The 21,462-nt window shown below is 39.5% G+C and carries 19 protein-coding genes and 1 pseudogene; 9 read left to right on the top strand and 11 right to left on the bottom strand.

All coding sequences use genetic code 11. The annotated features are described in order from the left end of the window. Window positions 1-32: 32 nt before the first annotated feature. The 4 genes and pseudogenes from CDC33_RS29770 (at window position 33) to CDC33_RS29780 (ending at window position 1,723) form a co-directional block, all read left to right on the top strand. Entirely contained in the window at window positions 33-335 is a 303-nt protein-coding gene (locus CDC33_RS29770; RefSeq protein WP_109011980.1) for a hypothetical protein, read from the top strand. After that, a complete protein-coding gene (locus CDC33_RS29775) occupies window positions 332-586 on the top strand; it encodes a PIN domain-containing protein (RefSeq protein ID WP_244919379.1) in 255 nt (84 codons plus the stop codon). The genes CDC33_RS29770 and CDC33_RS29775 overlap by 4 nt, the downstream gene beginning before the upstream one ends. A gap of 85 nt (window positions 587-671) precedes the next feature. Further along, window positions 672-958 (top strand): annotated as a pseudogene (locus CDC33_RS42015) (Uma2 family endonuclease); the annotation flags it as partial. A gap of 360 nt (window positions 959-1,318) precedes the next feature. After that, complete coding sequence (locus tag CDC33_RS29780) at window positions 1,319-1,723, top strand: hypothetical protein (protein ID WP_109011981.1); 405 nt, start codon at window positions 1,319-1,321, stop codon at window positions 1,721-1,723. 210 nt (window positions 1,724-1,933) lie between these two features. Here CDC33_RS29780 and CDC33_RS29785 read toward each other — a convergent pair whose 3' ends face one another. The 3 genes from CDC33_RS29785 to CDC33_RS29795 all read right to left on the bottom strand — a co-directional run bounded on the left by CDC33_RS29785 (window position 1,934) and on the right by CDC33_RS29795 (window position 4,749). Further along, window positions 1,934-2,125: a hypothetical protein gene (locus tag CDC33_RS29785; protein WP_109011982.1), complete on the bottom strand. Its 192-nt coding sequence runs from the start codon at window positions 2,123-2,125 to the stop codon at window positions 1,934-1,936. 365 nt (window positions 2,126-2,490) lie between these two features. Then, window positions 2,491-3,924 carry a hypothetical protein gene (locus tag CDC33_RS29790; protein ID WP_244919381.1) on the bottom strand — a complete coding sequence of 478 codons (1,434 nt, stop codon included), beginning with the start codon at window positions 3,922-3,924 and terminating at the stop codon, window positions 2,491-2,493. Between the two features lie 222 nt (window positions 3,925-4,146). Continuing rightward, window positions 4,147-4,749 (bottom strand): DUF3318 domain-containing protein, encoded by a 603-nt coding sequence (locus CDC33_RS29795; RefSeq protein ID WP_109011984.1) that lies wholly within the window; start codon window positions 4,747-4,749, stop codon window positions 4,147-4,149. Between the two features lie 244 nt (window positions 4,750-4,993). On the opposite strand from CDC33_RS29795, the gene CDC33_RS29800 reads away from it, so the two are divergent. Continuing rightward, window positions 4,994-5,254 carry a hypothetical protein gene (locus tag CDC33_RS29800; protein ID WP_109011985.1) on the top strand — a complete coding sequence of 87 codons (261 nt, stop codon included), beginning with the start codon at window positions 4,994-4,996 and terminating at the stop codon, window positions 5,252-5,254. An 82-nt stretch (window positions 5,255-5,336) separates the two neighbouring features. Here the strand turns inward: CDC33_RS29800 and CDC33_RS29805 are convergent, their stop codons facing one another. The 5 genes from CDC33_RS29805 to CDC33_RS29825 form a co-directional block, all read right to left on the bottom strand. After that, on the bottom strand, window positions 5,337-7,019 hold the full coding sequence (locus CDC33_RS29805) for an iron uptake porin (RefSeq protein WP_109011986.1): 1,683 nt from the start codon (window positions 7,017-7,019) through the stop codon (window positions 5,337-5,339). Between the two features lie 128 nt (window positions 7,020-7,147). Then, complete coding sequence (locus CDC33_RS29810; protein WP_109011987.1) at window positions 7,148-7,774, bottom strand: Crp/Fnr family transcriptional regulator; 627 nt, start codon at window positions 7,772-7,774, stop codon at window positions 7,148-7,150. 597 nt (window positions 7,775-8,371) lie between these two features. Then, window positions 8,372-9,040 (bottom strand): phosphate signaling complex protein PhoU, encoded by a 669-nt coding sequence (phoU, locus tag CDC33_RS29815; RefSeq protein WP_109011988.1) that lies wholly within the window; start codon window positions 9,038-9,040, stop codon window positions 8,372-8,374. Window positions 9,041-9,069: 29 nt separating this feature from the next. Then, the gene (locus CDC33_RS29820) at window positions 9,070-10,386 is read right to left on the bottom strand and encodes a sensor histidine kinase (RefSeq protein ID WP_109011989.1); all 1,317 of its coding nucleotides are present in this window, start codon (window positions 10,384-10,386) and stop codon (window positions 9,070-9,072) included. 53 nt (window positions 10,387-10,439) lie between these two features. Further along, window positions 10,440-11,192, bottom strand: coding sequence for a winged helix-turn-helix domain-containing protein (locus tag CDC33_RS29825; protein WP_109011990.1), 753 nt, complete (start codon window positions 11,190-11,192; stop codon window positions 10,440-10,442). A gap of 549 nt (window positions 11,193-11,741) precedes the next feature. On the opposite strand from CDC33_RS29825, the gene CDC33_RS29830 reads away from it, so the two are divergent. Together CDC33_RS29830 and CDC33_RS29835 are read left to right on the top strand one after the other, a co-directional pair. Further along, window positions 11,742-12,725, top strand: a complete 984-nt coding sequence (locus tag CDC33_RS29830) for a coiled-coil domain-containing protein (protein WP_109011991.1) — start codon at window positions 11,742-11,744, stop codon at window positions 12,723-12,725. 53 nt (window positions 12,726-12,778) lie between these two features. After that, window positions 12,779-13,858 carry a coiled-coil domain-containing protein gene (locus CDC33_RS29835; RefSeq protein WP_109011992.1) on the top strand — a complete coding sequence of 360 codons (1,080 nt, stop codon included), beginning with the start codon at window positions 12,779-12,781 and terminating at the stop codon, window positions 13,856-13,858. Window positions 13,859-14,345: 487 nt separating this feature from the next. On the opposite strand, the gene modB is transcribed toward CDC33_RS29835, so the two are convergent. Then, the gene (gene modB / locus CDC33_RS29840; protein ID WP_109011993.1) at window positions 14,346-16,166 is read right to left on the bottom strand and encodes a molybdate ABC transporter permease subunit; all 1,821 of its coding nucleotides are present in this window, start codon (window positions 16,164-16,166) and stop codon (window positions 14,346-14,348) included. 373 nt (window positions 16,167-16,539) lie between these two features. Beyond that, the gene (locus tag CDC33_RS29845; RefSeq protein ID WP_109011994.1) at window positions 16,540-17,442 is read right to left on the bottom strand and encodes a class I SAM-dependent methyltransferase; all 903 of its coding nucleotides are present in this window, start codon (window positions 17,440-17,442) and stop codon (window positions 16,540-16,542) included. A 274-nt stretch (window positions 17,443-17,716) separates the two neighbouring features. On the opposite strand from CDC33_RS29845, the gene CDC33_RS29850 reads away from it, so the two are divergent. Both CDC33_RS29850 and CDC33_RS29855 read left to right on the top strand, forming a co-directional pair. Continuing rightward, window positions 17,717-19,228, top strand: coding sequence for a hydroxysqualene dehydroxylase (locus CDC33_RS29850; RefSeq protein ID WP_109012754.1), 1,512 nt, complete (start codon window positions 17,717-17,719; stop codon window positions 19,226-19,228). Between the two features lie 107 nt (window positions 19,229-19,335). After that, window positions 19,336-19,698 (top strand): DUF6464 family protein, encoded by a 363-nt coding sequence (locus tag CDC33_RS29855; protein ID WP_109011995.1) that lies wholly within the window; start codon window positions 19,336-19,338, stop codon window positions 19,696-19,698. A 105-nt stretch (window positions 19,699-19,803) separates the two neighbouring features. Here the strand turns inward: CDC33_RS29855 and fmt are convergent, their stop codons facing one another. Then, window positions 19,804-20,835 carry a methionyl-tRNA formyltransferase gene (fmt, locus tag CDC33_RS29860; RefSeq protein ID WP_109011996.1) on the bottom strand — a complete coding sequence of 344 codons (1,032 nt, stop codon included), beginning with the start codon at window positions 20,833-20,835 and terminating at the stop codon, window positions 19,804-19,806. Window positions 20,836-21,462 lie beyond the last annotated feature (627 nt).

Here is a 21,462-nt window from a genome sequence, read left to right on the forward strand (position 1 = left end):
TGAGTTAATGAGTTAGATATTGGTAGGAAGTTATGCAAGAAGTTTTTAGCTATCATCAGGAACTTATCAATCGGATATCGCCAATTGTAGAAAATTTATTTCAAGGTAATAGTTTATATCAAGTAAAGTTAAACCAACGGGAAATGATCCAAATGTTAGTTGAACTATTTGGAAAATTTTCACCAGAAGAAATGAATGAAATTAAAGATGATGATTTGACAGACAGAATTGATAGTATTTTAGTTTTAGAGGCAGTTTCAGGTACGTTAAATGATTTAACACCGGAGCAAATAGCTATTTTTGATGCAGTAGTAGAAGGAAGACCAATAAGGTGAGTTATTTACTAGATTCAAATATTGTTAGTTATATTTTGAAGAGAAATGTAATTGTAGATCAGAAGTTTAGGGAAGTTCGCCGTCTAAAACAAGATGTGTTTATTAGTTGCATAACTTACTATGAAGTCAAACGAGGTCTTTTAGCTATCAATGCTACTAGACAGTTAGCTGAGTTTAATAAATTTTGTCAAACCTATAAAATTTTATTAATAGATGATTTAGAAATTATTGAGCTAGCGATCGCGGATTAATTCTGTTTCCAATGATTCTGATTTGGTAAGAGTCCATCGGATTAATTTTAGAAAATTGGTGTAAACCGATTCTTAGAATATTTCTGGCATTTATGAAGTGAAGAAAGCCAGTGTAGAGGTGTATCAATCGCTCAGGTGTCAATATCAGCTATTACCTGCTAATGAACGTGACCATTATGGTATTGAACCGATGGCTGGGGAATTAATAATTTGGCAAGGCCGCTATCAAAATCTAGAATTACCCTGGTTGCGGTGGTGAAATAATCAGGGTGATTTGCTACAAACAAATGGGAGCGATGTTTACGACGGGCTACGCCTACGCAACGCTTGGCTGCTAAACTAAGAGAATTGAATATTAAACCTGCTAGTTAGTTTACTTATTTTGTCAACTATCTTTAGATGGATAGGGTAAACAGTACAGGGTTTATCATCACAAACCGCTTGCTAGTACTGAAAAAATGAAACTTTTATACCCAAAAATCTTTATTGCATCTTTAGTTTAATTTGTCAATGTGTAATCTCTAGTATCGCCTAATGAATCAGCAAGGCCTTCTGAAGACCTAATTTATATTCATGCTTTTAGGTGATGCAGTTATAACTTTATAAATGCGATTATGTATATGTCCTCAAACAATAAATAGTTGCTGTTGTCAAATGGAAAAAGTATGATTTTCTATGACTTCAGTAACTTTGCCTTTATACAATTGTTTGATGTTTTGAGAAGGTAACACAATGAATAATATCCTAAAACGCACACTTCTACCCAGCCTCATGGCTGCAAGTTTAGCTGGTGTCACGTTAGTTCCCGCTAAACCGGCTGCTGCTGATGACCAAGTATTAAGAGATGCAGGTATTGGGGCTGTTACCAATGTGGTCACCGGAGCAGTTAGAGGAAAGGGTAATGTATTAAATAATGCTGTAAGAGGTGGTGTCACTGGTGCAGCTGTCAATGGTGCAAATGGTTTGAGAAACACTCGCAATCGCCGTCATCGTAGCGTTGTTCAAGATGTCGGAGTTGGTGCAGGCACTAGCGCAGTAACTGGCGCAATTACTGGTAATAGCAGAGATACCCTTGGGAATGCTGTTGATGGTGCAGCTGTGGGTGGAGTAATCCATCTGCTAACTAATGGCAAATAATTCGTAAATTCATCAGCTAAAATACTTTCCAACTGCTAACGGGTTGCACTTGTAAGCACTACGAACTTATCTCTCCCTTAATTTCTCTCCTTCTAGGATGAGCAAACACAACCCCCTTTCCCTACTAGGGAAAGGGGGTTGGAGGGTTAGATTTATATTGGGATATATGCCACCATCAGGTTTAGATGACTTTACACTTAAGAATAAACTCTAGCCCTTCAACGCTTTTCTAAAGTTTCGACGATAGGATTGATTTGTAATAAACAAAGCTGGCCATAGCAAAGATAAACCAATGCGATTGGTCAAAGTGGGATTAAAATTAGTCCGTCCAAACCCATTCCAAAACTTCCAAACGCCGCCTCCGTAAACCACTATCAAGCCAATAACAATTAAAGTACCCATTCCTATCAACTCCGCTAGTAACTGACAGAATTTAAGTTAAGTTTTACCACACAAGGTAAGCACTACATCAGCAACACCGAGAAGGTATGACGAAACTTCTTAGCCTCGACATCTAAGTTAGTTAAAGACATATTCTCTTATTCCAGTGTAGATTAGCCTCATGCATTGCAGCTAGTTATCACTGGTGGCCAGCTAACTCAAAGGACGTAAAAGGGTTATTTCTGGCGTATTTGGGCAATATATGTTGCTTGTCTAATAGTCAAACTTTTAGTTTCTAAGATAGAACAGCGTTTTAAAACGTCTTATCTTTAACTCGAAATTTGACTCAAATCTGCCTAATATCTGCAAAATTCGGCGGATTATGCTTATGCTTCTTCTATCCAATAAAGATAATATCGTTCAGTATCCACCCAGCCTCTCTGAAAATCTTTGATTGGAACAATTTTCAAATCATTGCGGTTGACATTCAGTTTACGATTTAAGATGAGCAGAATTCTCTTTTGCTCATCTTTATTTTTGAGTAGAGAATTAATTTGGCTTAATATCCCAGTTTGTTCGACATCTTTACGACCAGTTTTAAATAAAGTAAAGCTTCCCAGTTTTTGAATCTCAGGATAGTAAAGCTTTCGATTGAGATAACCCGATAAAGGAGCCATATTTGCATCTCGACTGGCAACAATAAACTCATTAGCTAACCCAGCTTTTTGAATATATTGAACTGTTTCCCGACTAGCAGAAAATGGTACAACTAAATCTCTTGAAAAACTATAAATACCTCCCAGAAACTGGACATAAAGAATTAGCATCAAAGCGATATGATGCCATTTATAAATAAATATGATTGAATTTGGATGGACAGAAATTTTATTGAGTATAACTAGAGACTCTTGATAATAACTTCCTAGCCATAGAGCGGCTATTAGAACTAAATATAAATGTCCAAAATGCCGAGGCATACCTATAAATCTAAAGTATGTAAAGGCAAATATTACAGAATTACCTATAATGTAGAAAAATAATGCTACTGGCTTTTTAGATAATTTAATTAAGGTTAAAATTACAATTAATAGAGCAATTGTCGCACAAATAATTAAATCCAGCCATTTTTTATGTTGAGGAATAATTAATAAATAAGCACCAAATATTCTACTTATACTTCGTAATAAATGACGGATATCTAATTTTGTTAACCAACCATTATTTAACCCACCATGAAGATAACTATCTGTTGGAGGAGTAATAATATAAATGCATAAAATAAAAGAAACTATGATAATTATAATACTTAAAAATAAGTCGTATTTTTGGCTTTGATTAAAATACTGCTGGCGATGTTCACTATCAAAACAAAGTTCAGCTAGCAAAGTCAATGATAAAGAAAATGATACTAATAAGCCATAAGCACTACTATTTGCTAGTAAACCCAATAAAATTGCCAAATAAGTATAAGTTTTTTTTCTGGATGCAAAAACTGTACAGAATGCAAAAACAAATAACATACTAAAGGCATAGTTTCGAGAAATTAAAAGATATTCATAAAAAGGGAAGAAACCAAAAGAAAAAAGAAACTTTTGTTGATAGTTAAAAGGACTATACAGGCAAAAAAGAGTAACCGAAACAACAGTAATTGCCAAATGAAAAATTTGCATAATAATAGGATTATCGACTATTTTTCTCAGAAGTCCCAGAGAAAAATACCATAGAAGAGGATGACCTTCATAACGAATATTTGCAATTAAATCCCCTAAAGATTCACTATCTCTGACAATGAGCCAGGGATTTAGTTCATCTCGCCACATGGAATGGTTGAGAATACCTATTAAACCAAGAACAGAAAAAATAATGATAATAAACCAAGGAGAATGAAAAGGTAATCTCGAAATATATGTGATGAGTTTCTTGTTTAGCATTTTTAGTTAAAAATCTTTCTAAAAATGCTATCACAATCTGAGAGACAACTTATTCATCAAAATATTATCTTGATTCTTTAACTATTTAGACGAATGGATTCTTTCTGATTTCTAGTTATAACTTTCTGGCATACCTACTGGTGATAAACCCGCGATCGCTCGTAAGTTTTGGCAACGAATCAACTCGGTAAAATTTAAACCAGAACGTCCTTCAATTTTGGCTATCGCTTCAATTGCAGATAACAGGTGCTGCGCTGCTTCAGCTTCTGAATAACCACGCCGTTGTGCTATGCGAATTGCTGCTGCATCGGCATTCAATTCTGACTCTTGAGATTTATTAGTGCGCCAGATCCGAAAAGCAGCGATCGCACTTAATCCCCCAGCTACGGCTACACCCACCACATCTGATTGTGCTGCTTCTAATAATCCCCCTAACAGTCCCGCTAGTACTACACCTTGATAAATGTCGGGCTTAAACCACTTTACCCCGGTCAACCAGCTAACCATCTGCAATAGCAGCAAGTCTCGTTGCGGCTTGGTCAAGCGACGCCACAAATCGAAATTAATATATATCGGTCGCGCCTGATTCCAGGGTTGGGGAAAAGAGGCGTCAATCACTTTTGCTTGTTCTGGCTTACTAACGATTTTTGTCGTCATCCGACCAGAGGCAGGCATCACATCTAACAAACGACGAATTTCAACATTTGGCTCCATAAATTTAATTATTAGCCATAATGTGCATGGTAACTATTTTAGTTGTCATTCATGTTAACCTTTGATTTGTGAGATGCTCTGGCAGTCTTTCTAAATGGTTGTTTTATTAGTAAAAACCTCTATAAATGGCGAGAAAGTGAATAGATTCAGATGAAGCCATAAGAATATTGATTCAGCAGACTGAATTCTGACTCCTGCCTCCTGAATTCTGTTCGATAACCATTGCTACTACACTTGTAACAACATGGACGCGTTTGCTACCCTTCCGCCTGAATGGACAAATAAGGCAATACATGCCAATGAATTTTGCTGTCCTAATTGCCACTCAAGTAGCCGAGAAGCTGAAAAAGTTTGGCTAAATCGGCGATCGCCTGTACTTACAGAAGACCGTCGTCGCAAATGGCAAGAGTTTTACTACTGTCACTGTGGCTCTGTGTGGTGGGCTTGGAGTAGCGATCGCCCCCCAAAAGATATATCCAATCAGCCAGATTATAATCCTACATAGTTAATTTTCTTCCTAAACAAAACCCCACATTTACGTGGGGTTTTGTTTATCTAATTCTCAGCTTTATATTTCATCACCAATTTTAGAAGGTGAAGGTAGTACGTAGAGTACCTACATATTCAGTGTCGTTAGCGTCGTTATGCTCTGGATTGAAGATTACCAATAAGCCAGGAGTTATCTGAATATTATCGGAAACCTTGAACTTGTAAAGACCCTCTAAGTGATAAGAGGTACTGTCGTCTAAATTAGTATTGCCAGCGACATTTTTGATGCTACCACCAGTAACTTTCGGTGGTTGACCAAAGATAACACCCAAGACGTTGCCTTCGCCACCAAAGTCTTTTAAAGCAAGCGCTCCAGCCCAGTACCAAATATCTGCGTCTGCACCTGCATTACCACCGCTCCTAGCATCAGCAGTTGTGTAACCTCCCCAACCACTAATAGCCAACTTAGGGCTAAATTGGAAGGTAGCTTCTACACCGTAGTTGTTGGATTCAGTGCGAGTAGTAGTACCAGGCGCAACAAAGGGATTATTAGCAAAGGCGCTACCTGTACTTTGAAAGAGGTTGTTAGCACCATTGCCAGCGAAGTAACTACGGGCGTAGGTTAAACCAATATTGAAGGCTTTGCTGGGTTGGAAAGATAACTGACCAAAGATGGTGTTATCACCATTAAATAGCCCGTTATTAAGACCCGGATTATTAGCACCAAAGCCATTAACAATATTACCGTTGTTAGTACTTTGTGCTAAATAAGCACCAGTCAAACTGAGAGGCCCGCCAGGATTGAAAGTAACAGTCAGACCAGCACCATTTTGACCTTGACGATAAATGGGGCTGAAACGTCCATAGCGAGAGAGCGCACCCCTACCAGAGCTTGCAAAATCAGGGTTGAAGGTGTTGACGTTTTCGTATAATTCACCACCACTAGCGTCAACTTTGACACGTAGAGCGTTAGCAAAGTTAAAAGCATAGTTGATTTTATCAATTGCAACTGAGTTGGTAGCATCACTCACGTCAAAACCTAAGCGGGTCATGTTAGTACCGCTCACACCAGCATTATTCACGATATTGCCAGCATTCAGACGGATTTGCAACTGGTCTGTACCAGTAAAACTGCTGTATAAGTTCAAACGCACCCGGTCACTAAAAGTCGTGTTGGAATTCAAGTCGGTTCGGGCGGCTGTAGAACCTCCAGGAAGCGCTCTACTGTTACCAAAAACATCAGATACGGCGAAAATTCCTTCCCCAACCAACTTGGTAGTAGTAGAGAACTGATTAGCTTCCAACTCAGCAGTGCGGGCTTCTAATCCATCGACGCGACCGCGCAGAGTTGCTAGTTCAGCAGAAAATTCTTCTTGTAAGCGCTGTAAAGTAGTCAGGTCTTGTTTAGTAACCAAATCAGCAGTAGCTGTAGCAATAAGTTCGTTAACCCGGTCTAAACAGGAATTCAAACCTGCGGCAAATTCATAACGGGTCAAAGCACGGTTACCACGATAAGTACTGTTGGGATAACCTGCAATACAGCCGTAGCGTTCAACTAAAGATTGTAAAGCTTGGAATGCCCAATCTGTGGGCTGCACATCCGAAAATTGCGAAACTGATGTTACCTGGCTCATGTTGTTATAATCTTGAGCTTCAGATAACTGGGCAACATTTGTTACCTGTTCGTTGACTTCAGCAGCTACAGCGCTATTAGCAGCGAAAAATGCAGCAGCTAAAACAACCGGACTAACCTTACAAAGATTCCAGAATGCTTTTTTCATGTTATTTAGTTTCACTCACACCTACATAATCCAGTCACGATAAAATGCTTAAAACACGTTACTTTCAGGAATTTCACACACAATCACGGTCATGATTATACCTTTATACTGTGATAAATACAAGCCCTTTAATATAGTGCTGAACTATAATTTTGAATTATTTTATTTGGTAGCCGCAAAATAATGCGGCGTTTGTGACGTAAAACTGTTCCTTCTTCCTCCAACTGTTGTAGGAGCCGAGTAACTGTTACTCGCGTGGTATTTAACACTTCAGCAATATCTTGATGAGTAACATTTAGATCAATTAGCTTACCCTTGTCTATATCACGTCCAAATTTTTCACTTAACCACACTAAAAACTGCCATAAGCGTAGCGAAATTGGTTTTCGATGCACAATGCTTAGTAGATTTTCTGACTGTTGAATATGAGACAACAAAGCATTAATATCTTGATGCCACAAATGAGGTGGCACAATGCTTATTTCCACGCCTGTGAGACATTGAATCTGATAGGGCTTGACCCTAGACAAAGGATAGCCAATCAGATCCCCTAGTCCCCAATAACCGAGAGTGATGAATGTTCCATCTTCACTCCAAGTTAAGGTACGAACTGCACCGTGTTCAATCCGCCAAAGTACATCATTTTGAAACGGAATTACTTCCCTACGGGTAAATATCTGCTGGGGTAATTGTCCACCCAAAGCAGAGCTATTTGACAAGGCAGAATTTGAAGTAGGAGTTGTGGAATATATCATTAACCGTAACTACATAATTATCAGGGAATCTCGCTATTTACAATCATTAAGAAACTCTAATAATTTGTATCTACTACCTATATAATTGGCAGTGTATTCTTCTCAATTAGAGCTAGAGACTAACTCAATTTTTTTTTCTGTAAACAACTTATAGAATGAGGTATTTACAGCAGATTTCAAGGAAAGTGTTGTACACAAGCTAAGTCCCAAAGCCAGATATAAAGCCTGTTTTACTTCTTAATTCTGACGAAGGCGGAGCGTCTCCGACTTTGCTCCTGAATTCTGAATTTTGCTGTATCAGTAAGATAGACCGGAATTTTTTAGTTGTTTACCCGTTACTTTAATTGTGCAAGTTTAAGAATAGGTAAGCTTTTAGTAAAATATTTAATTAACTTACTTTTAAGTATTTAATATTTTCTTAAGATTCAGGAGATATGTAGGCACAAATATAGGAATGGGCTTTTCGGCCCACCCTACAAAAGTTATATTTAATTCGATTATGCAAATTAGATGTTTTTTAGCTTACTAAGTCGCTTGAGTCATCAGTCTTTGTTTGTAGAGGTAGTGGCTAAAGCCTGTAGACTCATGAACCGTCAATTAAGAGCGTTGACCAGTGACAATATATGCTACCCTTTGACCGATATTAGTGGCATGATCTGCCATGCGTTCCAGACAACGAATTGCTAGCGCTAGCAGTACAATTGGCTCGACTACACCAGGCACATCGCGTTGTTGGGCTAAAGTCTGATAAACGCGATCATACGCATCGTCTACAGTATCATCTAAGCGCTTTAAACGGCGTCCACCAGCTTCATCTAAATCTCCCAAAGCCTTCAAGCTAGTTGCTAGCATTGACTGCGCGTGAAGGGACATAGCTTCAATGTCGGGCATTGACGAATGAGGCGCGTAAGGAAAAATTTTAATCGCAATCTCAGCTAAATCCTCAGCATAATCGCCAATGCGCTCTAAATCGCGCACCAGCTGCATAAAGGCACTTAAACAGCGCAAATCTTGAGCCGTAGGCGCTTGTAGCGTCATAATCGCCGTACAGTCTGATTCGATTTGACGATAAAAGCGATCAATCTTTTTATCTAATCGCGGAAGTTCCTCAGCTGCTGTTAAGTTACGAGCAAATAACGCTTGGTGACTGAGGCGAAATGATTGTTCTACCAAAGCACCCATGCGTAAGACATCCCGTTCTAAGCGCCTAATGGCGCGTGCAAGTTCGGGTCTTTGAGGATTAGAACTGTAATGGACAGCTTTCACACTTGTTATCTCAAAGGTGAAGATTACTATTAACTATAGTCTTGGCTTAAAGAGTTTGCCATAACTTCACAAAATTGGAGTTGCATCCACGCACCACCAGTTTCTGGATGGTTCATAGCTTTGATTGAACCACCGTGGGCGAGAATAATTTGCTCAACGATCGCTAATCCTAATCCATTGCCAACGATCGCCCCTATGGAGTTACCATCTTGTGGGGAATGGGTTCGCGCTTTATCTCCTCGATAAAATCGCTCAAAAACATGGGGTAAATCTGCCTCAGAAAATCCGACTCCAGAATCAATAAGATTTATTTCGAGAATTGGGGAAGCAGCATCATTATCCTTTGTTGATAAAATTTTCGCTTCAATGTGAATATTTGTACTAGGAGGACTGTACTTAATACTATTGTCTAGCAAGTTGAGAAAAACCTGGTACATACGGGCTTGATCTGCCTTAATCCAAAGATTTTCTGGGCCAGAATAAGAAAGAGACAGATGTTGACGCACTGCTAAGGGTTCTAGTGTTTCCCAAACTGATGTAATTAGCGATCGCAATTCTACAGCTTTGGCTTGCAATTGCATGTTTGGGTTTGCTTCCATTTGGGTGAGGTCTAGCCAGCTTTGCACCAAGTTAATCAGTCGGTCAACTTCTTGCATTAGGCGGTTAACCCAGCGATTTAAAGGTGGTTCCAAGCGAATTTGTAAAGTTTCCGCAACCAAGCGAATCGAGGTTAGTGGCGTTCTGAGTTCGTGTGCTAGATCAGAAAAATAGCGATCGCGTACTTGATTTATATCTAATAGGGGTTGACGATTTTCTAAAAATACTCCCACTTGTCCATTGGGTAAAGGCAAGCTAGATGCTCGTAAAGCCAAAGATTTTATTGTTGCCATCTCTGCGGCATCATCACAAGATGGATGAAATATCCATTCTCCCATCTGTGGTTTTTGCAAATCACGAGTTTGCTCAATTAAATGGTCAAGTTCATAAGACCTTACCAACTCCAGTAACAAGCGCACCTGTTCTGGTTGCCAGTGCAGATACAAAATTTCCTGCGCCTGTTGATTGCACCACAGCAGTTGATTTTCCTCATCCACCTGCAAATATCCTACTGGTGCAAAATCTAGCAGGTCTTGGTAAGTTTGCAACGACTGCTGCAAATCTTGTTGGTTCTGCTTCACCATTGCTATTTCCTGCCGCAACCCAGGAATCAGCAGCAGTCTCATCTTGTAAGAATGCGAGGTTAACGGCCGGAGTAAGCGCCCCAGGTAACGGTTAAGTTGAACCTGTTGCCAAACCCAAAACCCAATGCCTACCGCTAAACCCAGAAAAAATCCCAATAAAAGCATTTGAGTTGTTAGTTTTTTGGTGACTACTAAAAACTAACAACTATCCCAACTAATTATCCAAACCGATAGCCAAAACCTCGTACAGTCACAATATATTCGGGATGACTGGGGTCTTGCTCTAATTTTTCCCGCAACCACCGAATGTGAACGTCTACAGTTTTACTATCGCCAACGAAATCTGGCCCCCAAACCTGATCTAGCAATTGTTCCCGTGACCATACCCTGCGGGCGTAACTCATAAACAGTTCCAGCAAGCGGAACTCTTTGGGAGAAAGATTCACCTCTAGACCACGAACTAGCACGCGGCATTCTTGGGGATTCAAGGTGATATCCTTGAATTTTAATACTGGTACTTGTGGTAAATTACTTAGGCGTTGGCGGCGGAGTAAAGCACGACAACGAGCCACTAACTCTCGCATACTAAAGGGTTTGGTCAGGTAGTCATCTGCTCCTACCTCTAAGCCCAGCACGCGGTCAGTTTCACTACCCTTAGCACTCAGCATTAAAATTGGTACTGGGTTTCCTTGATGACGCAGCAAACGGCAAATATCTAGCCCATTGATTTGAGGCAGCATCAAATCAAGAATGAGCAAATCAAAGGGAAGTTCCCCCGAATTGGTTTCAAAACTTTTGAGATACTCTATAGCAGACCGTCCATCGGGTGCTGTTGTCACCCCATAACCTTCCTCTTCAAGGGCTACAGCTAGCATTTCCTGGATTAATTCTTCATCTTCTACTACTAGAATCCGGCTGGCTTGTCCAATGTCCGTTCTAGCAGAGTATTTGGTCGATTCAGTGGTATACATTGATATCACAAAAGTCTGGGACTGTGCTTGTATCAATTAGGATGATTAAATTTATTATCTAGCCTTACTGCAACTACGCTTCTACTAGGGTTGATTCTTTTAGATTTTCTTTACAAAAAGTAACATAAGCCACAGCACCTCCTAAATCAAAAATCACTATAGCCGCAAGCTTCTAATTATCTTGACAAGAGCAGATTAAATTGAGTATATTTACTTTAGTACAATAGTACTATAGCTCTCAAAGAGAAAACATAGCACTTTTCCTTTGTATGTAATACACTCCGACCTCTCTAGGTTTGAATCTTACTCCTCTTCTCTAGAAGGGAAGAGGCTGGGGGTTAGGTCACTATTGGACTCAACTGAGAAACGCTACATACCTGAAAAATATTATGTGGAAAATTCGTACTACCTAAGTGTCCTTTGCTGATCTTTCCGTATTTACACTGCGTTAAAAATGTTGATTTTAAAGCTATTCTGATGTCTGCATAGGGTAGTCATTGGTATGGCTTGCTACCCAATAAATCATTGCCTATTGAAGGGAGTTGGAAGATGACTACAGTTGGAGTCAAGGACAGCAAACAACAACTAATGCAAGCATTTCAACAAATTATTATCCAAAGAAAAAAGCTCGAATCCAAAATAGCAACTAAACAAGAGGAAGCAGAAAAGGCAAAAAGTCAAGAAATTCTACAAGTAGCTTCTGCATATACAGTTGATAGTATTGTCAAAGGTTTAGCTGATTTACAATTGGAGTTTGGCAGTATTCTCAATGGATTATCTGAAAAACTAGCTCAGGAAAATTCCAAGTTAGATGAATTGAACCGAGCTATAGAAATTGAAACTCAACGCCTACAAGAGCTTCAACAAATCAGAGTTGTAGCGGATACTCTAGACATTTTAAGTCAAGAACACCAAGAAAAATTAAAAACCCTAGAACAAGATACTATCAGCAAAAGAGAAACACTAGAGAAAGAAATTACAATCAGACGGAAAGAATGGCAAAAAGAGCAAGCAGAGTATGAAGATAAACTCCAAGCATATAATGATTTATTAGCTAAAGATCGCCAGCAAGAGCAAGAAGAATATCAGTATAAATTAGAGACTGATCGTAAACTAAATACAGATAGCTACGAAGCGATAAAACGCCAACAACAAAGGGAAATACAAGAAAATTATCAAAAGAAAGAGAAAGATTGGGCAGAACGAGAAAAGATATCCACAGAACGTCAACCACTGTTTGCAGATTATGAACAAAAGGTAACTAAATTTCCTAGCGAACTGGAAGAAGCTGTTAAGAAAGCTAGGGAAGAGGCAATTAAAGAAACCAGCCAAAAAGCTAAAATTGAGGCTGATTTATTTGAAAAAGAATGGGAAGCTAATAAACAAAGTTATGAACAAAAAATTCAATCTCTGGAAGAAACAATTAAAAAACAGTCTGAACAAATAGAAGGTATTTCTGCTCAATTGCAAACTGCATTAAAACAAGCACAAGACTTAGCTATGAGGGCTTTTGGTAGTTCTAATCCTAAGTAGTTATTAGTCTGTAGCATCTTAATCATTTTGAATTCCTGAAGAGGAGGTTTGTTGTGGTGGTAAAAAAGCCGACTGATAAGAATACTAAAGTAGAAATTCTTCAGGCGTATGAGGAGTTAGCTAAAGAAAAAGCAGCGCTGAAATCGCAACTCGAACAAGTTGCAAAAGAAAACCAGTCTGGAACTCAAGAACAGCCTAAATTAGAACAAAAAACAGCTATGACTCAGCTTTCTAGTGTCCAACAGAAGATGAACAATACAATTGAAAGCTTGGCGAAGATTCAATTAGGTTTTGGCAGTGCTGCTAATGAATTATCAGAACAGCTAACCACAAAGGCTTCTAAGTTAGAAGAAATCAGGCGAACTTTAGAAGAAGAAATTCAACAATTAACACAACTACACAATTTAGAAATTTCTGATAATATTTTGGATACTCTTATCCAAGCTTATGAAGATAATACTAAAGCTTATCAAGAAGAATATAGCCAGCGTTCTGAAGTGTTATTTCAAGAAATATTAGAGCAAAGGAATACTTGGGGAAAAGAACAAGAGGAACACCAACAAGCGATAAAAGAACGGAATGAAAACTTGAATAAAACTCGGCAACGCGATGCGTCAGAGTATAAGTATAATTTAGAACTTCAGCGACAATTGCAAAGTGACGAATACGAACAAGAGCAGAAAACGCTGTATAAGCAACTGGAAGAATTACTACAAGAAACAGAAAAACAGTGGGCTGAACGGGAGAAAGCAATTTCTGAGAGAGAAAAACAATTTGAAGAATTAAAAGCAAAGGTAGAGGCTTTTCCGAAAGATAAGGAAGCAGCTATCAAAAAAGCTACAGAAGAAGGCAAAGGCATTGCCCACTACCAAGCTAAAGTAAAATCAGATTTATATTCTAAAGAAGTGGAAGGGCAAAAGCGTTTCTATGAACAAAGACTGCAATCTCTCGAACAAACTATTACTAATCAAGAGACGCGGATTCAAAATCTTTCTAAACAACTCGAATCTGCCCTGAAACAAGTTCAAGATTTGGCAGTTAAAGCTATTGAAGGTACTTCAAATGTTAATTCATACCAGGCTATTAAAGAAATAGCTTTAGAACAGGCAAAAACTCAAGCGAAAAATAAATAAGCTTATTTATTTTTGATGAAAATTGTAGAGATTTAATTTAAATTAAGTCTCTACTGGGAACTATACAGGTTCTCGGTTGAGTAGGTAGAGAACCCCACCCCCAACCCCCTCACCGCTCTTCGAGAGCTTGCTCTGATGTCACTTATATATGATTAGGAAACGCTATATAATACTTTTTATTCAGTTTTGTTTGGTTTTTTGATGTCTGCGGGAGGCTGTGGTTTTTTCTTCTTTGTTCCGATAGCTTGTGTTTGCTTAAATGCTTGATTGGAATTTTGTTTTTGACTAGACATAATACTAAATTTTAAAATTTACTACAATATTACCTACATCACAGATATTGTTGATTACAGAAATATATCACAGAAAATTTGAGTTTAACTAGAAAAGGTTAGTAAATAATGTTACATCTGTAGGAAGCTTCACTTTTAACGAAATAAATATAAATCTTAATATAGGAATCATATTTGACGGTGCATCTGTGCGTTCATTCCATCAAAATCAAGCGCAGAGGATCTAAACGCACATACCAAGGAAAAGCTTGGTCTTTCATAGTCGCCCATTTTTCTTTAAAAACTTCAGCTTGCAGATGATAATCTTGAGAATTCTTGCTAGCCGAATGTAGTTTGAGAAACAACGTCATCCGGTGAGGCGTTTCACTTGTTCGCACTAACCAGCAGGGAAAAGTATTTTCCTGTGATGAGTCATTGGTAAAAATGAACTGATGGGCACGAATGCCGATGTGGGATAATTCGCTCTTGACTGGTTCAATAACTTTCAGGCTACAACCCCAATCAATCGCTTCCACTTGTTGCGATGACTGAGGAATAAGGCGGGAGAAGTTTTTACATCCGGTAAGTTGGGCGACACTAACAGTACTAGGATGCTGGAAAATATCATGTTTTGAACCATAATGAACGGCTCTACCATGCTCCAATACTAATAGATTCGGGCAAATCCGATAAGCTTCTTCCATATTATGGGTGACAAATAGAGTCACACCTTGATAGCCAGCAAGAGTTTCTGTCATTTGCTGCTCTAATTGACTACGCAGATGGGTGTCAAGTGCTGAAAACGGCTCATCTAAAAGTAATGCTTCCGGTTGACTTGCTAGTGCTCTTGCTAAAGCCACCCGTTGTTGTTGACCTCCAGAAAGTTGGTGCGGATAGCGATCGCCTAATCCCTGCAACTGCATCGCTATTAGTTGCTCCTCAACCTGCACTTTAATACTCCCAGCCGATAGTCCTTTGGGCAAGCCAAAAGCGATATTTTGCGCCACACTCATGTGCGGAAACAGAGCATAATTCTGCACTAAAAAACCAATGCGGCGATCGCGGCTGGGTAAATTAATTCCTTGTTCTGAGTCAAACAGAACTCTGCCATTTAAAACTATGCGCCCGATTGTAGGCGTTTCTATGCCCGCAAGGCAACGCAAAATCATGCTCTTACCTGCACCAGAACCCCCCAATAATCCCAAGGGTTGCTCATCAGTAGTAAAAGCAACTTTTAAATCAAAGCTAGGAAGTATTTTTTCAATATTGACAAACAATCCACCAGATTCAAAGCTAGAGTCCGGGGTATAAATATTTTCTCCTCCTGCTCCCCCTGCTCCCCCCACTCCCCACTCCCCACTCCCTACTCCCCCCTTCTTCTCCTTCAATTCTTGCCAAAAGTTGACTGCAATAATTCCAGATAGAGAAATCACCATAATTGCGATCGCCCAGAACCACGCCTCATTCATTGCTCCCCCTTCCACAGCAAAATAAATCGCCATTGGGATTGTCTGCGTTTGTCCAGGAATGTTACCAGCCAACATCAGCGTAGCTCCGAATTCTCCCAAAGCACGGGCGAAAGCGAGCATTGTGGCGGCTGCAATTCCGGGTAATGCTAAGGGAAAACTGACGCGCCAAAAGATTGTGGTTTCTGTTGCACCAAGGGTTCTGGCTACTCGTAGCAAATTACCATCTATTTGTTCAAAAGCTCCTAATGTAGTTTTATACATTAAAGGGAAAGAAACTACGGTAGCTGCGATCGCTGCACCATACCAAGTAAAGACGATGGTGAAGTCAAAAGCCTCCATGAATTTCCCTACAGGGCCATTTTTGCCAAAAAATAGCAGCAACAAGAAACCGACAACCGTAGGTGGTAAAATCAGTGGCGCAATAAAGATACTCTCAATCAACGATTTACCTTTGCCACGATATCCCAGCATCCAGTAGGCAGCAGCGATACCCAAGAAAAATGTGATAAATGTAGCAAGTAATGAAGTTTTGAGTGATATCCAAAGAGGCGATAAATCCAATGGCATAGTTGCAGAGGGAAGAATTAGCTCAACTAATCCCTAATTTACCAACTTTAGTTAAAACATGTTGGTAAAAGTTGGTAGATTACATTTATTATCAAAATAAAAGCACAACATTGTTGTGCTTCCATAGATCCTTTGTATTCAGTTCATTAAACTTCTTGCAAAAGTCCCCAACACCCCACCCCCAACCCCTCACCGCTCTTCGGGAGGGAAAACAAAGCGTAGCTTTGGCGACGTGAGGTTCTTATCACAAGGAGTAATGAAAATTTCTTGTCCCTACTCCCCACTCGCCACTCCTTACTCTCTACTCCCTACTCCCTACTCCCTACTCCCTATTTTCAAGATAGGTCTATTGTGACAAAAAATACTTTCTTAATTAGTCCAGTTGAGTGCTATAGGCACTAAAACCATAAGCCAAAGTTTCTTTTAAAGCATCTGATGGCTTAAGACTTCTATTGATAGCATTAGCAAACGGCACTGGAATTCCTTTAATCGTTTCCGGCAAAATTGCATATTCTTGGGTTGGTTCAACAATGTATTGGGGACACTTAGCCTTCATCCCAGCAGTTGCCAACATTTCATTTATTTCAGTAGATGTATATTGCTTGAGATAAACTGGATTTCTCACAAATGGATTCAGCCTTCTGATAAAATTATGGATAATATGAGAAGGACAAGACTTGTTGTGAAAGGAATGATTAAAAACGAAAATTCCACTAGGTTTTAGTACGCGAGATATATCAGCTAGCAAATTTCTTAATTGTGCATCTGGAATATGCATAAACACGCAATTAGAAATTACCAAATCTATAGAATTATCTTCTAAAGGCAATATTTCAGCAGAATTGCAAATTAAGTTAAATTCAGCTTCAGGAAAAAAATTGTATTCTTGTTTAACCTTGATTAAACGCCGCAACAAAGGTTCAGAAATATCAATTCCATAATATTTTTCGCATCTCAAATTTTTAGCTTTAGATAGATGTAAAGGTGCGCGACCATAACCACAACCAATCTCTAAAATAGAATCAACAGATTTATTTAGTGGAAATTTGTTCCAAGTCCCTCCAGGTGTGCCAGTTAATAGAGTGTAATCTTGTTTGATGGGTGATGTATCTGCAAGTTTTTCAACTTTTTGGGAACCATAGTATGTTTTACCAATTGCGTCCCATCTTTTTTTATGTTGGGTATTATTCAATTGTTCATAGTCGTTAGGAAAATAAATGCCATCTCGTAATTCAAAGTCATTCAGGCTGGATTTTATATTTGCTAATTGAGACATTATGATTATTCCTCATCAATAGTAAAGTCTGTTTTCTGTTATACTCTTAACTCAGCATTAACCGCAAGCAATTTTTACTGAATCGCTTCACCTTAGCCTTTCTCAAAGTCTATAACTGTTTTTAATTCAATGGAATATGGTTCGTAGGGTAGCACAGCTATGCTACCAAAGCTATTGTATCTAAAGGAAAACCGTTGTAATAGCAAGCCATTACCTGATGAGAAGGGCAAGTTCGTATACATTAGTTGATAGACTGCAACAATCGGAGGCTGGGATGGTAGAAGGGTCACAACAAAAACGGGTGGTAGTTGTAGGTGCTGGTTGGGCTGGTTTAGGAGCAACCTACCATTTGGCAAAACAAGGCTATGATGTGACACTTCTAGAAGCAGGCCCTTATCCCGGTGGATTGGTGGCAGGTTGGCAAACAAGCGCCGGAAAATCTGTTGAAGCTGGCATTCATGGCTTTTGGTATCCTTACAAAAATATTTTTTCCTTAATCAATGAATTAGGAATTAATCCTTTTACTACTTGGACTCGTTCTTCACAATATTCACCAGCAGGTTTGGAAGTTGAATCACCAATTTTTCAAGACTTACCACGGCTCCCCTCGCCACTGGGAACTTTTCTCTACACTCAATTTAAGCGGCTGCCACTAATTGACCGTCTCAGCGCCTTACCTTTACTTTATGCTGTCGTTGATTTTGACAATTCTGATGCAGCTTGGCGGCGCTATGACTTTGTAACTGCCCGTGAATTATTCAAAGACTTTAATGTTTCTGCACGGCTTTACCGAGATGCTTTTGAACCAATGTTATTAGTGGGCTTATTTGCCCCTGGCGAACAATGTTCAGCTGCCGCAACTTTAGGGATGCTTTACTTTTTTATTCTGGCTCATCAACCAGATTTTGATGTAGTTTGGTGTCGGGGAACTGTTGGAGAAAAAATATTTCGTCCTTGGGTGGAACGTATCGAAAAAGCTGGGGCGCGAGTATTACCCAAACGTCGAGTTACAGACTTAATTATTGATAATAATCATCGAGCTAAGGGTGTGGTTTGCGGTGATGAAGTAATTGAAGCAGATGCGGTGATTTTTGCAGTTGGGATCACAGGAATGAAGAAAATTGTCTCAACTAGCCCTTGTTTACAAAGTCGTGAAGAATTCCGTAATTTGAGCAATTTAGGAGCAATTGATGTTTTAGCAACGCGGCTATGGTTTGACCGCAAAATTGATATTCCTCGTCCTTCTACTGCTTGTTTTGGATTTGACGCAACTACAGGTTGGACGTTTTTTGATTTGAATGCTCTACATGATGAATATCGCAATGAGCCAGGAACAGTTATTGAAGCTGATTTTTATCACGCGAATCAATTTCTCAATTTAAGCGATGAGGAGATTTTAGCAATAGTTCAAGGTTATTTAGCAACTTGTATCCCAGCATTTCGGCAGGCAAAAATAATTGATAGTAGTGTAATTCGGCTACCGCAAGCGGTAACTCACTTTGCACCCGGCAGTTATCGTTATATGTTGCCCGCTAAAACAAGTTTTGAGAATGTATTTATGAGTGGAGATTGGATTGTGAACCGTCATGGTTCTTGGTCACAAGAAAAGGCTTATGTTACTGGTTTGGAGGCGGCGAATTTGGTGGTGTCTTATTTGGGAGAAGGTCAGCCTTCTGAGATTTTAGCTGTAGAAGAGGATGAACCGCATATCCAAGTGGCGCGATCGCTCAACCAAACTTTCCGTGACTTGGGCAAATCTATCTTACCTGAATTTTGGTTGCCCTAATCCGTAGGGATGCAAAGAGCTAATCATTAATTGTAATCTAAATTCGGTAAGCTAAAGAAAGCTATTGCGATACCATCCTTATAATGTAAATCAAATCACATAAGCTTATGGAGCCAGACTCTTTACAAACTGAGGTGATTCTGACGCATCCGCGTGAGTCCCTCGGTAAAGTGCAACTTGATTGGACACCCCAACCCGGAAATTATCTCGATTTTGAAGGTAAAACCTATGCGGTTTTAGAACGCCGCCATCGATACCAACTTAGAGCAGGGCGCTACCGCTTGCATAATATTGCCATTTACGTGCAGTCGGCTAAACGACCATCTGAGAAAAGTTTGGTAGCAGGGCGGTGGGTAATTGGCGATGCTACCTGCTCCTATAATGCTCATTCAGAAATCATGCGGTGTGCAGTCAACCCAGATGGACCTTGCCAATTTTGCCGCTTTTATGAAAAGTTAGAAGCCATTTAATTTTAGATTTTAAATTTTAGATTTTGGATTTTTCCTTTAATCCAAAATCCAAGTTGCGCTTCTAGCGCACCAAAGGTGTGACCAAAATCTAAAATTGACAACTCCTCAACTCCCCGCACCAAAAACTTCTCCTACAGTTAAGCGGGTACCATTAACAAAATCCCATCCCGACTGGGGACGTTTACCAGCTAGCTGAACCTCTCGCAACAGCAACAAACCTTCTCCAGTCTGGACGATCGCCCCAATTCCTTTGGTAATATTAACTACTTCTCCTGGTCTGTCTGATACATTTGACAAATCCGGTAATTTATGCACTAATTCTTGTAATTCTGGTGGGAGATCGCGTAGACGCAAAGCGGCTTGTCGCCAGACATCGCTCACAGAACCAAGGGGAGCAGAAGCGGTGATTTTCAGCAGGTTGTCACGAAAGGTAGCGGTGCAGTTAGGGTAAAAGCCTCTGATTTGATTGTGTAATTGCATAGCACTTTTTGACCAATCCAAACCATAATCTTGTTTTTGAATCAGAGGTGCATAAGTAGCTTCCAAATTATCTTGGGGAATTGGTTGAATTTCCTGGCGTTCCAATTTCAACAGAGTTTCTACCAACAAATCCCCACCGATCGCAGCTAGTATGAAGGCTAAATCTTGGGCAGTATCTAATAATCCAATCGGTGTAGTGGCTATTTGTAGCATTGGGCCAGTATCCATCCCCACATCCATTAACATGGTCGTGATCCCCGTTTCCTTATCACCGTTGTACAAGCACCACTGAATCGGCGCTGCACCCCGATATTTCGGTAAAATCGAGCCATGCACATTAATACAGCCCAATTTTGGCATATTTAGGATTTTTGACGATAATATCTGTCCATAAGCCACAACAACAAACACATCTGCATCTAACTGTTTGAGTTGGGTTAAAGTTTCGGTGTCCTTTTTCACCCGTTCGGGTTGCCATACTGGTAAGTTGTGAGCAGTAGCGATCGCTTTTACTGGTGTTGGTGTCAGCTTATTTCCGCGCTCCCGGCGTTTATCTGGTTGGGTGACAACTGCTAACACCTCAAATTCTGAATGATTCAATAACTTTTCCAATGTGGGTACAGCAAACTGCGGTGTACCAAAAAATACAATTTTCATTAATAATTAGTTGTTAATCGTTAGTGATTAATTAATGGTAAATAATATCGGCTGTTTGGTGGTACAATATTTTCGTATTGGTGAAACGAAAGGCTTCTTGATTAACTTAATAGTTAAGTTGACAAGTGTAATAACTAGTATCAATTGCATCTACCTTTAGTGAGCCTAATAGTTTAGTGGTGTCTCGTCACGATCCGCTAGAGCATCTACCGAGTAAGTTTTGTTGTGTTCCCGATAATTTGCTCCAAATTGCCTTTAAATGCAATTGGGTTTCTAAAATACTATTGCGTCTTCTAACTATTTCTGTAGTTAAGATTGCAGTTTATAACTTTGGGTTGCTGACAGCAGTATTTTCTGAGTATGATGTATTGTGCGTCTGCCTTAAGAGCTTTTCACATAACGCCTCACGTTTACCATTATGAGGGTTTGCCCTCTTATATTAGTGTGTAACCTGGCTTATTTTTTGTGTACTAGCGATCGCTAGTACGATCCCCAATAGGCGATTTATCTAACTTTTGGTTGCCAGCGTTATTACACGCTGAATATCCCTTGACTAATACCTGTTTTTGGTGTGGTTAAGTATAGCAACTAGCAAGATTACATCTTGTGTAGTAATTACTGACTTGT

The sequence above is a fragment of the Nostoc commune NIES-4072 genome (assembly GCF_003113895.1).
In the GTDB taxonomy this organism is placed as follows: Bacteria; Cyanobacteriota; Cyanobacteriia; order Cyanobacteriales; family Nostocaceae; genus Nostoc; species Nostoc commune.

Coding starts and splice junctions, on each gene's coding strand:
- CDC33_RS29820 (WP_109011989.1), bottom strand. CDS start 10,386: ATGCTTTTATTGGGATTTTTTCTGGGTTTAGCGGTAGGCATTGGGTTT.
- modB (WP_109011993.1), bottom strand. CDS start 16,166: ATGCCATTGGATTTATCGCCTCTTTGGATATCACTCAAAACTTCATTA.
- CDC33_RS29830 (WP_109011991.1), top strand. CDS start 11,742: ATGACTACAGTTGGAGTCAAGGACAGCAAACAACAACTAATGCAAGCA.
- CDC33_RS29780 (WP_109011981.1), top strand. CDS start 1,319: ATGAATAATATCCTAAAACGCACACTTCTACCCAGCCTCATGGCTGCA.
- fmt (WP_109011996.1), bottom strand. CDS start 20,835: ATGAAAATTGTATTTTTTGGTACACCGCAGTTTGCTGTACCCACATTG.
- CDC33_RS29795 (WP_109011984.1), bottom strand. CDS start 4,749: ATGGAGCCAAATGTTGAAATTCGTCGTTTGTTAGATGTGATGCCTGCC.
- CDC33_RS29845 (WP_109011994.1), bottom strand. CDS start 17,442: ATGTCTCAATTAGCAAATATAAAATCCAGCCTGAATGACTTTGAATTA.
- CDC33_RS29790 (WP_244919381.1), bottom strand. CDS start 3,924: ATGTGGCGAGATGAACTAAATCCCTGGCTCATTGTCAGAGATAGTGAA.
- CDC33_RS29805 (WP_109011986.1), bottom strand. CDS start 7,019: ATGAAAAAAGCATTCTGGAATCTTTGTAAGGTTAGTCCGGTTGTTTTA.
- CDC33_RS29810 (WP_109011987.1), bottom strand. CDS start 7,774: ATGATATATTCCACAACTCCTACTTCAAATTCTGCCTTGTCAAATAGC.
- CDC33_RS29800 (WP_109011985.1), top strand. CDS start 4,994: ATGGACGCGTTTGCTACCCTTCCGCCTGAATGGACAAATAAGGCAATA.
- CDC33_RS29770 (WP_109011980.1), top strand. CDS start 33: ATGCAAGAAGTTTTTAGCTATCATCAGGAACTTATCAATCGGATATCG.
- CDC33_RS29785 (WP_109011982.1), bottom strand. CDS start 2,125: ATGGGTACTTTAATTGTTATTGGCTTGATAGTGGTTTACGGAGGCGGC.
- CDC33_RS29825 (WP_109011990.1), bottom strand. CDS start 11,192: ATGTATACCACTGAATCGACCAAATACTCTGCTAGAACGGACATTGGA.
- CDC33_RS29855 (WP_109011995.1), top strand. CDS start 19,336: ATGGAGCCAGACTCTTTACAAACTGAGGTGATTCTGACGCATCCGCGT.
- CDC33_RS29850 (WP_109012754.1), top strand. CDS start 17,717: ATGGTAGAAGGGTCACAACAAAAACGGGTGGTAGTTGTAGGTGCTGGT.